At 59.1% G+C, this 16,415-nt stretch carries 16 protein-coding genes; 5 read left to right on the top strand and 11 right to left on the bottom strand.

Annotated elements, in window-relative coordinates:
• On the bottom strand, positions 1-338 hold a 338-nt coding region (locus F8N49_RS05195), incomplete at its 3' end, for a ribbon-helix-helix domain-containing protein (protein WP_038861040.1).
• Between the two features lie 181 nt (positions 339-519).
• Positions 520-990, bottom strand: a complete 471-nt coding sequence (locus F8N49_RS05190; RefSeq protein ID WP_016773497.1) for a Dps family protein — start codon at positions 988-990, stop codon at positions 520-522.
• Positions 991-1,301: 311 nt separating this feature from the next.
• Between F8N49_RS05190 and F8N49_RS28450 the strand changes: the two genes are divergently transcribed.
• On the top strand, positions 1,302-1,904 hold the full coding sequence (locus F8N49_RS28450) for a cold-shock protein (RefSeq protein WP_016773496.1): 603 nt from the start codon (positions 1,302-1,304) through the stop codon (positions 1,902-1,904).
• Positions 1,905-1,969: 65 nt separating this feature from the next.
• Here the strand turns inward: F8N49_RS28450 and F8N49_RS05180 are convergent, their stop codons facing one another.
• From F8N49_RS05180 to F8N49_RS27870, 3 genes are all read right to left on the bottom strand, one after another.
• The gene (locus F8N49_RS05180; protein ID WP_016773495.1) at positions 1,970-2,176 is read right to left on the bottom strand and encodes a SlyX family protein; all 207 of its coding nucleotides are present in this window, start codon (positions 2,174-2,176) and stop codon (positions 1,970-1,972) included.
• Positions 2,177-2,179: 3 nt separating this feature from the next.
• A complete protein-coding gene (locus F8N49_RS05175; RefSeq protein WP_016773494.1) occupies positions 2,180-2,605 on the bottom strand; it encodes an HIT domain-containing protein in 426 nt (141 codons plus the stop codon).
• A gap of 451 nt (positions 2,606-3,056) precedes the next feature.
• Positions 3,057-3,419 (bottom strand): hypothetical protein, encoded by a 363-nt coding sequence (locus F8N49_RS27870; RefSeq protein WP_178116914.1) that lies wholly within the window; start codon positions 3,417-3,419, stop codon positions 3,057-3,059.
• A 76-nt stretch (positions 3,420-3,495) separates the two neighbouring features.
• Here F8N49_RS27870 and F8N49_RS05170 point away from each other — a divergent pair, with 76 nt between their 5' ends.
• The gene (locus tag F8N49_RS05170) at positions 3,496-4,767 is read left to right on the top strand and encodes an OprD family porin (RefSeq protein ID WP_071173364.1); all 1,272 of its coding nucleotides are present in this window, start codon (positions 3,496-3,498) and stop codon (positions 4,765-4,767) included.
• A 224-nt stretch (positions 4,768-4,991) separates the two neighbouring features.
• Here F8N49_RS05170 and F8N49_RS05165 read toward each other — a convergent pair whose 3' ends face one another.
• Positions 4,992-5,834 carry a mechanosensitive ion channel family protein gene (locus F8N49_RS05165; RefSeq protein WP_016773492.1) on the bottom strand — a complete coding sequence of 281 codons (843 nt, stop codon included), beginning with the start codon at positions 5,832-5,834 and terminating at the stop codon, positions 4,992-4,994.
• A gap of 152 nt (positions 5,835-5,986) precedes the next feature.
• Positions 5,987-6,472, bottom strand: coding sequence for a YajQ family cyclic di-GMP-binding protein (locus F8N49_RS05160; protein WP_016773491.1), 486 nt, complete (start codon positions 6,470-6,472; stop codon positions 5,987-5,989).
• A gap of 140 nt (positions 6,473-6,612) precedes the next feature.
• On the opposite strand from F8N49_RS05160, the gene F8N49_RS05155 reads away from it, so the two are divergent.
• From F8N49_RS05155 to F8N49_RS05145, 3 genes are read left to right on the top strand one after another with little or no spacing between them, the layout of a single operon-like run.
• Positions 6,613-7,530, top strand: coding sequence for a putative 2-dehydropantoate 2-reductase (locus tag F8N49_RS05155; protein ID WP_151550948.1), 918 nt, complete (start codon positions 6,613-6,615; stop codon positions 7,528-7,530).
• A gap of 45 nt (positions 7,531-7,575) precedes the next feature.
• The gene (locus tag F8N49_RS05150) at positions 7,576-9,612 is read left to right on the top strand and encodes a HAMP domain-containing sensor histidine kinase (RefSeq protein WP_076563949.1); all 2,037 of its coding nucleotides are present in this window, start codon (positions 7,576-7,578) and stop codon (positions 9,610-9,612) included.
• A 3-nt stretch (positions 9,613-9,615) separates the two neighbouring features.
• Positions 9,616-10,200 carry a cob(I)yrinic acid a,c-diamide adenosyltransferase gene (locus F8N49_RS05145; protein WP_151550947.1) on the top strand — a complete coding sequence of 195 codons (585 nt, stop codon included), beginning with the start codon at positions 9,616-9,618 and terminating at the stop codon, positions 10,198-10,200.
• A 111-nt stretch (positions 10,201-10,311) separates the two neighbouring features.
• On the opposite strand, the gene F8N49_RS05140 is transcribed toward F8N49_RS05145, so the two are convergent.
• The 4 genes from F8N49_RS05140 to secA all read right to left on the bottom strand — a co-directional run bounded on the left by F8N49_RS05140 (position 10,312) and on the right by secA (position 16,150).
• Positions 10,312-11,259 (bottom strand): Nudix family hydrolase, encoded by a 948-nt coding sequence (locus F8N49_RS05140; RefSeq protein ID WP_151550946.1) that lies wholly within the window; start codon positions 11,257-11,259, stop codon positions 10,312-10,314.
• Positions 11,256-11,888 (bottom strand): glutathione S-transferase family protein, encoded by a 633-nt coding sequence (locus F8N49_RS05135; RefSeq protein WP_071173367.1) that lies wholly within the window; start codon positions 11,886-11,888, stop codon positions 11,256-11,258. Before F8N49_RS05135 ends, F8N49_RS05140 begins: the two co-directional genes overlap by 4 nt.
• A 180-nt stretch (positions 11,889-12,068) precedes the next feature.
• The gene (argJ, locus tag F8N49_RS05130) at positions 12,069-13,286 is read right to left on the bottom strand and encodes a bifunctional glutamate N-acetyltransferase/amino-acid acetyltransferase ArgJ (RefSeq protein ID WP_071173368.1); all 1,218 of its coding nucleotides are present in this window, start codon (positions 13,284-13,286) and stop codon (positions 12,069-12,071) included.
• Between the two features lie 122 nt (positions 13,287-13,408).
• Positions 13,409-16,150, bottom strand: a complete 2,742-nt coding sequence (gene secA / locus F8N49_RS05125) for a preprotein translocase subunit SecA (protein ID WP_038861039.1) — start codon at positions 16,148-16,150, stop codon at positions 13,409-13,411.
• Positions 16,151-16,415: the final 265 nt, after the last annotated feature.

Here is a 16,415-nt window from a genome sequence, read left to right as displayed (position 1 = left end):
CAGCGCGAAACGGCGGGTGCGAGATCTTTGATCCCGTTCATGACACAAACCACCCGTACCAGCGCACTGAAATTCTTCACCCCGCCGTAACGCAGATGCACCTCGCGATCAACGTGGGATAACAGTGTGCTGACCGAACAATGATTGTCCTCGGCCATGCCGCCGAGAATATTCCAGTAGACCTGCTCCAGGCGCAGGCAGGTCGCAAAACCGTTGAGGCGAATCGATCGCGACAACGGCCGGATCAGATTCATGTCGAACTCGCTGACAAACGGGTCGACTTTAATTACGTGCCGCGAAGCCGACATCCTGTCGCTTCGCCTGTCTCCTTCTACCATAGCGTTGACACTCCTTTGCCATGACTGCTGATTTATAAGGCAACATCCTGCGCCTTCATAAAAACCCAGTGACAAAGTTAGCGCCATACGACTTGTTGACCAGCCTCGTAGGATAAGCCAACGACAACGGTAAGAGTCTGGAGAGCATGCGGACGACCTCACGCCGTCCGCAGCGGCCGGGTCATTCCTCGAGCAGCGCGCGCAGCATCCACGCAGTTTTCTCGTGCACTTGCATGCGCTGGGTCAGCAGATCGGCGGTCGGCTCGTCGCTGACCTTGTCCAGCAGCGGGAAAATGCCGCGCGCGGTACGCGTCACCGCTTCCTGGCCTTCGACCAATTGCTTGATCATGTCTTCGGCGCTCGGCACACCGACTTCTTCTTTAATAGAAGAAAGACGCGCGTAGGTCGCGTAGGCACCCGGCGCCGGGAAGCCCAACGCACGGATACGCTCGGCGATCGAATCGACGGCCAGCGCCAGCTCGTTGTACTGCTCTTCGAACATCAGGTGCAGCGTGCGGAACATCGGGCCGGTGACGTTCCAGTGAAAGTTATGGGTTTTCAGATACAGCACATAGGTGTCCGACAGCAGTCGCGACAGCCCTTCGACGATGGATTTGCGGTCTTCTTCACTGATACCGATATCAATTGCCATGCTTACCCCCTAACAGTGATTGAATTCATCCAGCAGGTTCAGCCCCACTTTAGCAAGGCACGCGCCCGCTCGCAGCTATCAATCCGTGATCTGACTGCGACAAATCGACCGTTTCTCTGCCGCTGGCCGGGCTGATTTGAGTAGCCGCAGGCTTTGCTGTTAAATAGGCAGTGTGTCGCCATGCCCTATTTTCCGGGGCGTTGCGCATAGGCTGATGCCGTGTACGTGTCCACCGCCTCTTATTTTGTCCTGAAGCGAACCGTGCGCCTTCAGCTCTTCCTTGTGAGCCGTCATAACGTGAGCCAATCAAAATGTTGAAAATCGTCCACCTGCTAATGGGCGCAGCAGCCTTGCTGCTGTCGTTCATACCCAGCCTGAAAGCCGAAGCCGTTCCTTACCTGCAACAGCCCGATGCACTTTACCTGGCCTTTTTCGGCCTGCTGAACCTGGTCATCGCTCCAGTGATTCCCTACTGGAACAAAGGCCCGCGCCAGCATCTGCAAAATCTGGTCAGCGCCCTTCTGGTACTGACTGTCGTCCTGCAAACTTTGACCCTGATCGCGCCGATGCCGGTCATCGCTGGCCAGCCGGCGGTGTTGTTCAGCCTGGTGATCGCCCTGGTTGCCGTGCTGCTGCATTTGGCTGTCAGCTTCTACAAATCGTCACCGGCCGCTGCGCCGACTACCTATGACATGAGCAATCGCGATACCGGCACCGTGAAGTGGTTCAACACTTCCAAGGGTTTCGGGTTTATCTCCCGGGATTCCGGCGATGATATTTTCGTGCACTTTCGCGCCATTCGTGGTGAAGGCCACCGTGTTCTGGTCGAAGGCCAGCGCGTCGAGTTCTCGGTGATGAACCGCGACAAGGGCCTGCAAGCCGAGGACGTGATCGCCGCTCTGCCGCGTCGCTGATCCATAGCAAAAAAAAACCGCGAACAGCCTGGCTGTCCGCGGTTTTTTTATGCCTGGCGAATGGCTCAATAATGCGGCGGCGGTGCGTCTTCTTCGAAAGCACCGAACTGCCCGACCATTTCTTCGTGACGCTTGATCAGCGCCTCCATCTGCAATTGCAGGCGCTCGATGACTCTCTGCTGGGCCACCAGCACATCGTTCAAAGCCTGAATGGTGTCATCCTGAAAGGCCAGACGACTTTCCAGATCGGTTACGCGCTCTTCAAGGCTCATGACTCAGCCCTCCACAAAGGTGAATTCTTCGGTCAGCACCAGACGCAAGCGCTCGCGAATGGCTGCTACCTGTTCCGCGCTGTACGGCTTGGCCGGGTGCCTGCCCCAGACCGGCGCCGGCCAAGCGGCGTCGTCGCGTTTACGCACAATGACATGCATGTGCAACTGACTGACAACGTTACCCAGGGTTGCCACGTTCAGCTTGTCAGCATCGAAGGAATCCTTGAGCAATTCGGCAAGGGTGGTGGTTTCCCGCCATAGCTGTTGCTGATCGGCGACATCCAACTGAAACAACTCGCTGATATCCTCGCGACGAGGTACCAGGATGAACCAAGGGTAATTGCTGTCGTTGGACAGCAACAGCCGGCACAACGGAAAGTCGCCGATGACCAGGGCGTCCTGTTGAAGTCGTGAATCCAAAGCAAACACTGTGAGCACTCCCGCTGATCCTATGACTCAGCTTAGCGGCGGCGCCGTAAAAGCAGCGCGCCAAGCGACAGAACGGCAGCATACCTGCGAATGCAGCGGGCTTCACGCTTCCCTCCGACAGTAATTCAGTAAGCGCGCCGACATAAGACATTTATCTCGCCGACGCACCAATACAGCCCCGGACATGAGCCTTGACGTGAAGATCCGCATGAAAACCCCTGATCTGTCGACCCTCGAATCGGACGGCGCCAGTTTTACTCGGGCCCGATTGTGATTTTTTTGCACCAAAACTGCACAACACGTCTACGCTCAGTGGGTCGGGCATCCGCCAAATACTCAATGCGGGGTGAACCGGTAACGTTTTTGGTTGTCCTGCGCGGCTTTGGTGCGTTGCAACACCATTGGGGGATCGTCGTCAAGCCCGTAACAAAACAGCCCCGAGACCCCGTTTTCACAAGGTTTTCACATCTGAGAGCTGCACACAGAAAAATAACCGCAGCGTTTTTGCGGTTTGTGCACGCTTGTTGCATTCGTAAAGGTATGGACTATAAGCGCACCACGGGAAGTGGTCGCCTGAAGCCAATAAAAACAGTGGCAGGGTTGCCCGATGGAGATTCAAGTGTTTTGCCAGGGACTCTTTTTTAGCGATGCAAAAAGGCCCGGAAACAGCGATAAAGTTGTCAGCCCGGTTGCATCGGTACTGTGGATTTGCGACATCCAGCGCTCCTTCTGCGACAACGCCGTAAAGAAGCTGAAAGGTTGATTTCGCAAGTATCGCCAACAATGTCGGCGTGATATAAGTTTGCGCCGACACAAAAAGAAAGAGCCGCCCAGATAATAAAACAGGTGGGACGGCAGTACTCTTCTAAAAACCAAAGGAGCAAATCACGATGCGCGTGATGAAGTGGAGCATGATCGCCCTGGCTGTTGCAGCAGGCACCTCGCAGTTCGCAATGGCGTCTTCTCAGGATGAATCGAAAGGTTTTGTTGAAGACAGCAGCTTCAGCGTCAAGACTCGCATGCTGTATATGAACCGTGATTTCAAGAACGAAAACCTGAAAAGCAGCCCGTCGGGTGAGCGCCAGGGCTATCGTGAAGAAACCGGTATTGGCATGCATGCCATTTACGAGTCCGGCTTCACCCAAGGCACCATCGGTGTAGGTGTAGATGCTTTCGGTCTTGGCTCCATCAAGCTGGACACTGGACGCGGCCGCACTGGCAACGGTCTGTTCGCTCCCGATAGCGACGGCAGAGCTGAAGACACTCAGTCGAAAAGCGGTGGAGCAGTCAAGTTCCGTCTTTCCGACACTGTCCTGAAATACGGTAACCAGTTTGTCGCCAGCCCGGTTTTTTCCACCGACGACAGCCGCTTGCTGCCTGAGACCGCTACCGGCACCATGCTGGTATCCAAAGAGATCCCGGGCCTGGAACTGAGCGCAGGTCGCTTTACCGCGCTGAGCGCGCAAAGCCAGATGGGTCGTGACTCCATCGTTGAAGGTGGCCTGAAATCCGCTGACATCGCCGGTGCTACCTATCAGTTCACCGACAGTTTTGTCGCCGGTGTTGCAGCATCCGACGTGGAAGACCACTTCAAGAAGCAATACGTCAATCTGAACTACACCCTGCCGATCAACGACGAACAGTCGCTGAACTTCGATTTCAACGGGTACAAGAGCAAGAGCCAGGGTCAAGACCTGTCCGGCGACATCGACAACCGCATCTGGTCCCTTAGCGCTGCTTACAGCATCGGCGCGCACAAATTCACCCTCGCCCACCAGCGCTCCAGCGGTGACACCGGTTACGTGTACGGCGTGGACGGCGGCGGCACGATCTTCCTCGCCAACTCCGTGCAGTACTCTGACTTCAACGGTGCAGACGAGCGTTCATGGCAGGGCCGTTATGACCTGAACATGGCTACCTTCGGCGTACCTGGTCTGAGCTTCATGACCCGTTACATCAAAGGTGACAACATCAGCACCGGCGCTGAAGAGGGCAAAGAGCACGAACTGGACTTCGAATCCAAATACGTTATGCAAAACGGTCCAGCGAAAGACTTGTCTTTCCGCCTGCGTAGCGCCTGGTATCGCTCCAACACTTCTTACAACGGTGGTGATAACAACGACCTGCGTTTGATCGTTGAATATCCACTGAGCATCCTGTAATAAGGTTGCGAAGCTGACGTACTGTAGAGCTCTGCTCTAACAAAACCGCCCGCCTGAATCAGGTGGGCGGTTTTTTTATGGATGAATAACTAACCAAAAAGACAAACATTAGCTAGCTACTTATTAGCCAGCATAGTTTCATCGCGCCGATAAAAAACCCGAGAGTGCACACACTGCTCGGGTTTTATATTAGTTGCTGACTGCCAAGCCAACTTCCAAGACGATTACTGCGTGGCAGATTCCTGCACTACGCGTATAACCCGCTGCGGAAACGGAATATCAATCCCGGCAGCCTTCAAACGATCTCGCGCCTGTTCATTGAACATGAACATCACATCCCAATAGTCCGCAGTTTTAACCCATACGCGCAGGGAAACAGTGATCGAGCTGTCACCCAATGTCGAAATCACTGCCTGTGGCTCCGGATCCTGCATGACGCGGGGATCCTTGGCCAGATCCAGCAATACCTGACGGGCCTTCTGCAGATCCGCTTCGTAATCCACGCCCACATCGAACACGACTTTGCGGGTTGGCTGACGGTTGGTGTTGGTGATGATGCCGTTCGACAGGTTGCCGTTGGGCAGGATGATGGTCTTGTTGTCGCCGGTACGCAGCACGGTGTGGAAAATCTGGATGCTGTCGACAGTACCCGCTACACCTTGGGCTTCGATCCAGTCACCGATGCGGAACGGGCGGAACAGCAGAATCAGCACGCCGCCAGCGAAGTTCGCCAGGCTGCCCTGCAAGGCCAAGCCAATCGCCAGACCCGCAGCACCGATGGCCGCGACGAACGAGGTGGTTTCGACGCCGATCATCGACGCGACGCTGACAATCAGCAACACCTTGAGAATGATGTTGGCCAGGCTGCTGATAAAGCCTTGCAGCGCCAGATCGGCATTGCGCAGAGCGAGCAGACCGCCGAGTTTTTGCGTGACCTTGTTGATCAGCCACCAGCCGATCGCCAGGGTAATCACTGCCAGCAGTACGCGGCTGCCGTATTCCATGATCATCGGGATCCACGCCTGGGACGCCTTGACCAGGTGGTCCACTTCCGCATTCAAATCCATGTTCTATCTCCTGATTTCCGGCTTCCCGGGGTGTATTCAAAACAACTGTGGGAGCGAGCCTGCTCGCGAATGCGGCGTGTCAGTCAACTTTTCGCTGAATGAAACACCGCATTCGCGAGCAGGGTCGCTCCCACATAGCCTTCAGACCAAGCTTAGTCGCGGAAGTTGTTGAACTGCAGCGGCATGCCGAATTCCTTGGCACGCAGCGCCGCGATGGCTTCCTGCAGGTCGTCGCGCTTCTTGCCAGTGACACGCACTTGCTCGCCCTGAATGGCGGCCTGGACCTTGAGCTTGGCTTCCTTGATGTGGCCGACGATCTTCTTCGCCAGCTCTTTGTCGATGCCTTCCTTGAGGATGGCGTCCTGCTTCATCAGTTTGCCCGAAGCGTAGGCGTCCTTGACCTCGAGGCACTGCACGTCGATCTTGCGCTTGGTTAGCGCCAGCTTGAGGATTTCGATCATCGCTTCGAGCTGGAAAGCGGCTTCGGCGGTGAGGCTGACGGTCAGGTCTTTTTCCTTGAACTCGAAGCTGCCTTTGCCTTTCAGGTCATAACGACGATCGAGTTCCTTCACGGCGTTCTCGACCGCGTTGGTGAGTTCGTGTTTGTCCAGTTCGGATACCACGTCGAACGACGGCATGTAATCTCTCCAATAAAAAGGCGCGCTCGATGTGCATGGAGCGCGCTTGGCTTGCGGTTAAAATCGGGCTCATTATAACGGGTCTTTTCCTACCGATACGGCGAGCCGCACATGCCTGCAAGCAATCGAGCAAAAAACTGATGTCGACCACCTGGCACGTACTTGGCGCCGGCAGCCTCGGCACACTCTGGGCGACACGTCTGGCTCGCGCCGGCTTGCCAGTGCAACTGATCCTGCGCGATGCCGCGCGCTTGCAAAGCTACGAGGCAGTGGGCGGATTGACTCTGGTAGAAAACGGACAAGCTCATACCTATGCAGTTCCCGGCGAAACCCCGGACAGCCCCGAGCCGATTCGCCGATTGCTGGTTGCGTGCAAGGCCTATGACGCCGAAGAGGCCGTCGCCCGCCTCGCTTCCCGCCTCGCGCCGGACGCCGAACTGATCCTGCTGCAGAACGGCCTAGGCAGTCAGGACGCCGTCGCTGCGCGGGCGCCGCAGGCGCGCTGCATCAGCGCCTCCAGCACCGAGGGTGCGTTCCGTGACGGCGATTGGCGCGTAGTGTTCGCCGGTCACGGGTTCAACTGGCTGGGCGATGGCGCAAATCCGCTGGCGCCGGTCTGGCTGGACGATCTGCAAGCGGCGAACATTCCCCATGAATGGAGCGCCGACATCCTTACTCGCCTGTGGCGCAAACTGGCGCTGAACTGCGCGATCAACCCGCTGACCGTATTGCACAACTGCCGTAACGGCGGGCTGAGCGAGCATCACTGCGAAGTTGCCACACTCTGCGCCGAATTGACCGAACTGCTCGAACGCTGCGGCCAACCTGCTGCGGCGGACAATCTGCAAGCGGAAGTCGAACGAGTGATCCACGCCACCGCCGCCAATTACTCTTCGATGTATCAGGACGTCGCCAACCAGCGCCGCACCGAGATCAGCTATCTGTTGGGCTACGCCTGCAAAATCGCCGAGCGCCATCAGTTGCATCTGCCGCATCTGCACCAGTTGCAGCAACGTTTGGTGGCGCATCTGCGCAAGCGTGGATTGCCCAGTGACTGAGCAGCCGCTAGGCTGACGACTTGTTCCCCTGCTGCGATAAACCTGATGCCATTGCGCCAGCGCCTTGAAAACCTGCCGGTCGGCCAGAAACTGCTGGCCGCCCTGCTGGTGTTGTTGACCACGGTTCTGCTGGTCGCCAACCTGACCTTTATCAGCGCCGCCTACTACATTTCTCAGGAAAGCATGGCGCCTCAGGCCCTGCAGACCATCGGCCGGCTGATCGCCAATCCGAGTCTGGTCAGCGATGCGCTGGAGTCGCCGCGCAGCGCCGAGCGCCTGCTCAAGGAGCTCGACAGTTATTCACCGCTGCGCGCCGCCGCCCTGTACGACGGCAAGGGCGAACGCCTGGCGCAAGTGCAGCGCGGCGAAAAACTCAGTCTCCCCGAGCGCTACCGCCACGTCGAAGCCTGGCAACTCACCGAGTTTCGCAGCAACCAACTGATCACCCTGCCACGCCCCGGTGCCGCGCCGGGGCATCTGTTGCTGGTGGCCAGCAGCGAACTGCCGATGGCGTTCTACACCGGCACTCTGACCGCCAGCCTCGGCATTTTGATCTTCAGCGTACTGCTGTGGCTGGTGATTGCCCGGCAGATCAAACGTCTGATTACCCGGCCGATTCACCAGTTGGAGGAATTGTCCCGGCAGGTCACCCGCGAAGAGAACTACGCCCTGCGCGCCGCGCGCGGCAACCACGACGAAATCGGCAGTCTGGCCGAGGCGTTCAACACCATGCTTTCGCGCATCGAAGCCCGCGAGCAGCAGCTCAAACGCGCACGCGACGACTCACAGGCCGCCTACGATCAGGCGCAGGGGCTGGCCGAGGAAACCCGCCACACCAACCGCAAACTGGAGCTGGAAGTCCAAGTGCGCAGCAAGATCGAGAAGAAACTCACCGGCTTCCAGAATTACCTCAACAGCATCATCGACTCGATGCCCTCGGCGCTGATCGCCCTCGACGAGCAGCTCTACGTCACCCAGTGGAACCAAGAGGCCAGCGCGCTCTCCGGCACGCGCCTGGACGAGGCGCTGAATCAGCCGATCTTCCTCGCCTTCGAACCGCTCAAGCCGTTTTTGCCGCAGCTCAAGGCCACCGTCGAACAGCACACCGTGGCCAAAGTCGATCGGGTCACCTGGTTCAAGGACGATGAACCCAAGCATTATGCGCTGACGTTTTATCCGCTGATGGGCGGTGCCGGGCGTGGCGTGGTGATCCGTATCGACGACATCACCCAGCGTCTGTCGCTGGAAGAAATGATGGTGCAGTCGGAGAAAATGCTCTCCGTCGGTGGACTTGCGGCCGGCATGGCCCATGAAATCAACAACCCGCTCGGCGCGATCCTGCACAATGTGCAGAACATTCGTCGGCGTCTGTCGGCGGATCTGCCGAAGAACATCGAGACCGCCGAACAACTGGGTATCGAACTGGACACGGTGAACCGCTACCTGCAAGGCCGCGAAGTCCCGCAATTGCTCGACGGCATTCAACAGGCCGGCGCCCGCGCGGCGAAAATCGTCACGCACATGCTCAGCTTCAGCCGCCGCAGCACACGGCAAATGGCGCCGTGCGATCTGCCGGCGCTGATCGATCAAGCCGTAGAAATCGCCGGCAACGACTTCGACCTGGCCATCGGCTTCGACTTCAAGGGCCAGGCGATCATCCGCCAGTTCGACCCGGCACTGGGTCCAGTGCCGGGCACCGCCAACGAGCTGGAACAGGTGCTGCTCAATCTGCTGAAAAACGCCGCGCAGGCCATTCATCAGCGCGAAGACGACAGCGAGCCGGGCCGGATCATTCTGCGCACCAGGCTCAATCCGCCGTGGGCCGAGATCCAGGTCGAAGACAACGGCATCGGCATGAGCGAGAACGTGCGCAAGCGTACCTTCGAGCCGTTTTTCACCACCAAGGAAATCGGCCAGGGCACGGGGCTTGGCCTGTCGGTGTCGTACTTCATCATCACCAACAATCACAAAGGCCAGATGGAAGTGCAGTCGGCGCCCGGCCAGGGCACTTGCTTCACTCTACGTCTGCCGCTGGTGCAGCCTGCGCCGTTGACCACCGAAACCAATTCACTACCGAGGTAACCCATGGGCTTTCGCTTGTCGAAGATCTACACCCGCACCGGCGACAAAGGCGAAACCGGCCTCGGTGACGGCCGTCGCGTCCCCAAGGATCACCCGCGCATCGAGGCGATCGGCGAGGTCGATACGCTGAACAGTCAGGTCGGCGTGTTGCTCGCCGGTTTGCTCGCCGAGCGCGAAGTGCATCCGGGACTGAATGAAATCATCGACGTATTGGCGCCGTGTCAGCACCGCCTGTTCGACCTCGGTGGCGAACTGGCGATGCCGGAATATCAGGCGTTGAACGAGGCCGAAATAGAGCGGCTGGAAGCGGCCATCGATGTGTGGAATGAAGAGCTGGGGCCGCTGGAGAATTTCATCTTGCCGGGTGGTTCGATGCTGATTGCGCAGGCACATGTCTGCCGCAGTCTGGCGCGCAGTGCCGAGCGCCGCTGTCAGCATTTGAACTCGGTTGAGCCATTGGCCGGGGTTGGGCTGGCGTATATCAATCGGTTGTCGGATTTGCTGTTTGTTGTGGCGCGGTTGATTGCGCGGCGGCAAGGGGTGGCGGAGATTTTGTGGCAGCCGGCGGCGAAACCTGAAGGAAAGTAGCGCCTGTCAGGGCGCCTTCGCGAGCAGGCTCGCTCCCACAGTGACCGTATTTCTTCAGTTGAAACGCGGTCATTGTAGGAGTGAGCCTGCTCGCGATAGGGCCAGTAGCTGCTACAGAGAATCAGGCCAGAACGCCCGAATCCCCGCCACACCCTGAGCCCCAACACCCCAGGCTTTCTCGCGTTCCGCCGGCCCTACTCCACCGAGCAGGAACACCGGTTTACTGAAACCGTCAATCAACGCCCCCGCCTGCTCCCACCCCAACGGCTGTGCATCCGGGTGCGTCAGCGTCGGCTGCACCGGCGACAGGGTGACAAAGTCGACGCCCATCTGCTCGGCCAGCGCCAGTTCTTCGGCGTTATGGCACGACGCCGCGAGCCAGCGCTCGGCTGGCAACGGACGTCCTGCCGCTGCGTATTTACGCAGTTGGGCTGCGGTGATGTGCCAGCCGGCAGACGGGAAATCACCGAGCCATTCGAAAGGCCCTTTGATCATCAACTGCGCCTTGCCGGCGCACAGGCCCACCGCGTCGACCGCCAGATCACGGTATTTCGGGTCGTAGCCGTTGGGTGCGCGCAGCTGGATCAATTTGATGCCGCCGGCGATCGCCTTCTGGATGCCGCGCAACAAGGCCGGGCCTTCCAGATCTTCCGGAGTGATCAGGTATTCGGCAGGCAAGCGCGCCGCCGCGACGATCGGCTGATTGGCCGCCGGGAACTCATAGTCGATCAATTCCCTGGCAGTGACCCAAGCCAGTGGCTGACCTTCCGCGCCGTGAGGTTCACCACTGAACATTGAGACTTCCCAGACATCCAGCAACACCTGTTTGTCCGGGTAATCGTGGCGAACCTTGATCAGCGGCCGCGCAGCATCAACGATGATGCCCAGCTCTTCGTGCAGCTCGCGAGCCAGTGCCGATTCGACAGACTCGTCAGCCTCGACCTTGCCACCGGGAAATTCCCACAAGCCGCCCTGGTGTTGAGTGTCGGCACGGCGGGCGATCAGAATTTTGCCGGCGTCGTCACGAATGACGGCAGCGGCGACGTGGACGCGTTTCACGGGTTCAATTCCTCCAGTCCAGCCTTTTGCCACGCTTTGAAGGCGGGCCATTGGTAGACGGTTTCAACATAGGCTTCGTCGACCGCCGGCAGCTTCACCTGATAGGTGCGCAAGCGCACGGCGATCGGCGCGAAAAAGGCATCGGCAAGGCTGACACGACCGAACAGGTACGGCCCCTCTTCCGTCGCTGCCACGCGGCATTCGGCCCATAGCGCGAGCATGCGTTCGATATCGACCTTTACTTCCGGCGGCACCGGGTTCAGCGGTGCGTCCTGGCTGAGGTTGAACGGCATGTGGTTACGCATGGCGAAGAAGCCGCTGTGCATTTGTGCGCAGGCCGAGCGGGCCTGGGCGCGAGCGAAGGTATCGCTCGGCCAGAGTTGCTCGGACGGAAACTGTTCGGCGAGATATTCAGCGATGGCCAGCGAATCGGCGATGGTGCCACGGGTGGTTTGCAGCAGCGGCACCTTGCCGGTCGGCGAATGCTTGAGCAGGCGCTCGCGGGTGTCGGGCTTGCCGAGCTTGATCAGCTCTTCGCTGTAGGGTGCGCCGGTCAGGTCCAGCGCCAGTGCCGCACGCAGGGACCAGGAGGAAAGCAGTTTGTCGCCGATGATCAGGTGCAGGGACATGGTGTGGCGCCTTTTCGTCAGGGAAACAATCCAGAATGTCTGGCGTCTGGTCGTCCGTCATCGCGGGCAAGCCCGCTCCTACAGGTTTTGGTGGTGTACACGGCATTTGTGAACGACCGCAATCACTGTGGGAGCGGGCTTGCCCGCGTGGAGGCGGGCAGCCCACTCCCACACCTTGAATCAAGTACGGTATTCAGCGTTGATCTTCACGTACTCATGCGACAGGTCGGTGGTCCAGATGGTTTCGCTGCAATCGCCACGGCCCAGTTCGATGCGGATGGTGATTTCTTCCTGCTGCATCACTGCCGAGCCCTGGGCTTCAGTGTAGGTCGCGGCGCGAGCGCCACGGCTGGCGATGCACACGTCGCCGAGGAACACGTCGATCTTGCTCACGTCCAGATCCGGCACGCCGGCACGACCCACGGCAGCGAGGATACGGCCCCAGTTCGGGTCAGAGGCGAACAGCGCGGTCTTGATCAGCGGCGAGTGGGCCACGGTGTAACCGACGTCCAGGCATTCCTGGTGGTTGCCGCCGCCGTTCACTTCAACGGTGACGAACTTGGTCGCGCCTTCGCCGTCACGCACGATGGCCTGGGCGACGTCCATGCACACTTCGAATACCGCCTGTTTCAGCTTGGCGAACAGCTCGCCTTCAGCGCGGGTGATCTCGGGCAGCGCGGCCTTGCCAGTGGCGATCAGCATGCAGCAATCGTTGGTCGAGGTGTCGCCGTCGATGGTGATGCGGTTGAACGACTTGTTCGCGCCGTCGAGCATCAGGTTGTGCAGCACCTCGCGGGAGACTTTGGCATCGGTGGCGATGTAACCCAGCATGGTCGCCATGTTCGGGCGAATCATGCCGGCGCCTTTGCTGATGCCGGTGACAGTGATGGTCACGCCGTCATGCTCGAACTGGCGGCTGGCGCCCTTGGGCAGCGTGTCGGTGGTCATGATGCCGGTGGCGGCGGCTTCCCAGTTGTTCTCCGACAGGTCGTCCAGCGCGGCTTGCAGCGCGCCTTCGATCTTCTCGACCGGCAGCGGCTCGCCGATCACGCCAGTGGAGTACGGCAGAATCTGGCTGGCATCGACGCCGGTCAGCTCGGCCAACTTAGCGGTGGTGCGCTCGGCAGCCGCCAAGCCAGGCTCGCCGGTGCCGGCGTTGGCATTGCCGGTGTTGGTCAACAAGTAACGCACGGAGTTCTGTACGCGTTTTTTCGCCAGGATAACCGGCGCGGCGCAGAACGCGTTCAGGGTGAACACGCCAGCCACGGTCGAACCTTCAGCACAGCGCATCACCACTACATCCTTGCGCCCCGGGCGCTTGATGCCGGCCGAGGCGATACCGAGTTCAAAACCGGCAACCGGGTGCAACGTTGGCAAAGGACCAAGACCAACAGCCATGAATGCGCTCCTTACTCAATGATGTCAGCACCGCCACGGGAAAGGACGGTGGGATAAATGGCAAAACGCCGCGACGGCAGGAGCCGGTCGCGGCGCGGGGTGTTCAGCGATTGAAACGGGTTTTACTGGATCTGCCCGTGGCAATGCTTGTATTTCTTGCCCGAACCGCAGTAGCACAGCTCGTTGCGGCCCAGCTTCTGCTCGTTGCGCACAGGGGCAGCGGCGGTGGCCAGTGCCACATCGACCTCTTCACCCAACGCTTCCGGCTGATCCAGCCCAGGCGCTTCGGCGTGTTCGAACTGCATGCGCGCCGCCAGTGCTTCGGCTTCCTGACGCAGGCGTTGCTCTTCGGCTTCCGGATCTTCGCGACGCACCTGAACGTGCGACAGCACGCGGATCGAGTCGCGCTTGATCGAATCGAGCAGCTCGGAGAACAGCGTGAACGACTCGCGCTTGTATTCCTGCTTCGGGTTCTTCTGCGCATAGCCACGCAGGTGAATGCCGTGACGCAGGTGATCCATGGTCGACAGGTGGTCTTTCCACAGGTCGTCGAGTACGCGCAGGACGATCTGCTTCTCGAACGAGCGCAGCGCCTCGGCACCGGCCTGATCTTCTTTCTCGTTGTACGCCGCCATCAGCTCGGTCATGAGCTTCTCGCGCAGGGTTTCTTCGTACAGGTGATCGTCTTCGTCGAGCCATTGCTGGATCGGCAGTTTCACGCCGAAATCGCTTTCGATCGACGCTTCCAGACCGGCCACGTCCCACTGCTCTGGCAGCGATTGCGGCGGAATGTGCGCGCTGACGGTAGCGTTGAGCACGTCCTGACGGAAGTCGGCGATGGTTTCACCGATGTTGTCGGCGGCCAGCAACGTGTTACGCATGTGGTAAATCACTTTACGCTGTTCGTTGTTGACGTCGTCGAACTCGAGCAGTTGCTTACGGATGTCGAAGTTGCGGCCTTCAACCTTGCGCTGCGCCTTCTCGATCGCGTTGGTCACCATGCGGTGCTCGATCGCTTCGCCCGGCTGCATGCCCAGGGCTTTCATGAAGTTCTTCACCCGGTCAGAGGCGAAGATGCGCATCAGGCTGTCTTCCAGCGACAGGTAGAAGCGGCTCGAACCGGCATCGCCCTGACGGCCGGCACGGCCACGCAGCTGGTTGTCGATACGGCGCGATTCGTGACGCTCGGAAGCAATTACCTGCAAGCCGCCGGACTCCAGCACTTGCTGGTGACGCTTCTGCCAGTCGGCCTTGATCTGGGCGATCTGCTCGGGAGTCGGGTTTTCCAGCGAAGCGACTTCCACTTCCCAGTTGCCGCCCAACAGGATGTCGGTACCACGACCGGCCATGTTGGTGGCGATGGTCAGCGCACCCGGACGACCGGCCTGAGCAATGATTTCAGCTTCTTTTTCGTGGAACTTGGCGTTGAGAACCTTGTGTTCGATGCCTTCTTTGACGAGCAATTCGGACATGTGCTCGGAGGTCTCGATGGTCGCGGTACCCACCAGCACCGGGCGACCGGCAGCCATGCTTTCCTTGATGTCGGCCACGATCGCCGCGTATTTCTCTTCGGCGGTGAGGAACACCAGGTCGTTGTAGTCTTTACGCGCCAACGGTTTGTTCGGCGGAATGACCATGACTTCCAGACCATAGATCTGGTGGAATTCGAACGCTTCGGTGTCGGCGGTACCGGTCATGCCGGACAGCTTGGTGTACAGACGGAAGTAGTTCTGGAAGGTGGTCGAGGCCAGGGTCTGGCTCTCGGCCTGGATGTTCAGACCTTCCTTGGCTTCGATAGCCTGGTGCAAGCCTTCGGACAGACGACGACCCGGCATGGTCCGACCGGTGTGTTCGTCGACCAGTACGACCTGACCGTCCTGCACGATGTATTCGATGTTGCGGTTGAACAGCTTGTGCGCACGCAGACCGGCGTAGACATGAGTCAGCAGGCCAAGGTTGTGCGCCGAGTACAGGCTCTCGCCTTCGGCCAGCAGGCCGACGCGGGTGAGCATTTCTTCGATGAACTGGTGACCGGCTTCGTTGAGTTCGACCTGACGGGTCTTTTCGTCAACGGTGTAGTGACCGGCCTTGGTGACCTGGCCTTCAACTTCCTCGACGTGCAGTTCCAGCTGCGGGATCAGTTTGTTGATCTCCATGTACAGCTTGGAGCTGTCTTCGGCCTGACCGGAAATGATCAGCGGAGTACGCGCTTCGTCGATGAGGATGGAGTCGACTTCGTCGATCACGGCAAAGTTGAGTTCGCGCTGGAATTTTTCATCCATGCTGAACGCCATGTTGTCGCGCAGGTAGTCGAAACCGAATTCGTTGTTGGTGCCGTAGGTGATGTCGGCGGCGTAGGCGGCGCGCTTCTCTTCCGGCGGCTGGAACGGCGTCACGACGCCGACAGTCAGGCCGAGGAATTCATACAGCGGACGCATCCAGTTGGCGTCACGGCGGGCCAGGTAATCGTTCACGGTCACAACGTGCACGCCCTTGCCGGACAGTGCGTTGAGGTAAACACCCAGGGTGGCCACGAGGGTCTTGCCCTCACCGGTGCGCATTTCGGCAATCTTGCCTTCGTGCAGAGTCATGCCGCCGACGAGTTGTACGTCGAAGTGGCGCATGCCCATCACGCGCTTGCCAGCCTCGCGGGCGACGGCGAAGGCTTCCGGCAACAGCTTGTCGAGGGTTTCCCCTTTGGCGATACGGGCCTTGAACTCGGCGGTCTTGGCGCGCAATTGATCGTCCGAAAGGGCCACCATTTGCTCTTCGAAGGCATTGACGAGCTGCACCGTCTTGAGCATGCGTTTGACTTCACGCTCGTTCTTGCTTCCAAAAAGTTTCTTTAACAAAGGCGCAAACATATCGGCAGGATCTTCCACACTAAAGGGATGGAGGGCGGCCCCGTGAGTCGCCCGTGCAGCCCTCATGGCCGCATGCGAACGAGCATTCTACCCGGAAACGGTGGTGAGGAAAGTGGCGATGTTCCACGATGCTGGCACTGCGCTTTGACGGGGCTCACTTAAAATAGGGGCGATTTGCTCAACTTCAACCCGTCGGGGGAAAGAAGTCAGGCGTTGATTTAATGAGCAAATCAGGGACAAAAGCAATGGCCCAGAGGTTCCGCAG

This window comes from Pseudomonas sp. GXM4, from assembly GCF_008923895.1.
Classification (GTDB): Bacteria; Pseudomonadota; Gammaproteobacteria; order Pseudomonadales; family Pseudomonadaceae; genus Aquipseudomonas; species Aquipseudomonas atacamensis.
The sequence above is the reverse complement of the archived record's forward strand: the minus strand, read 5'-3'. Positions and strand labels throughout refer to the sequence as shown.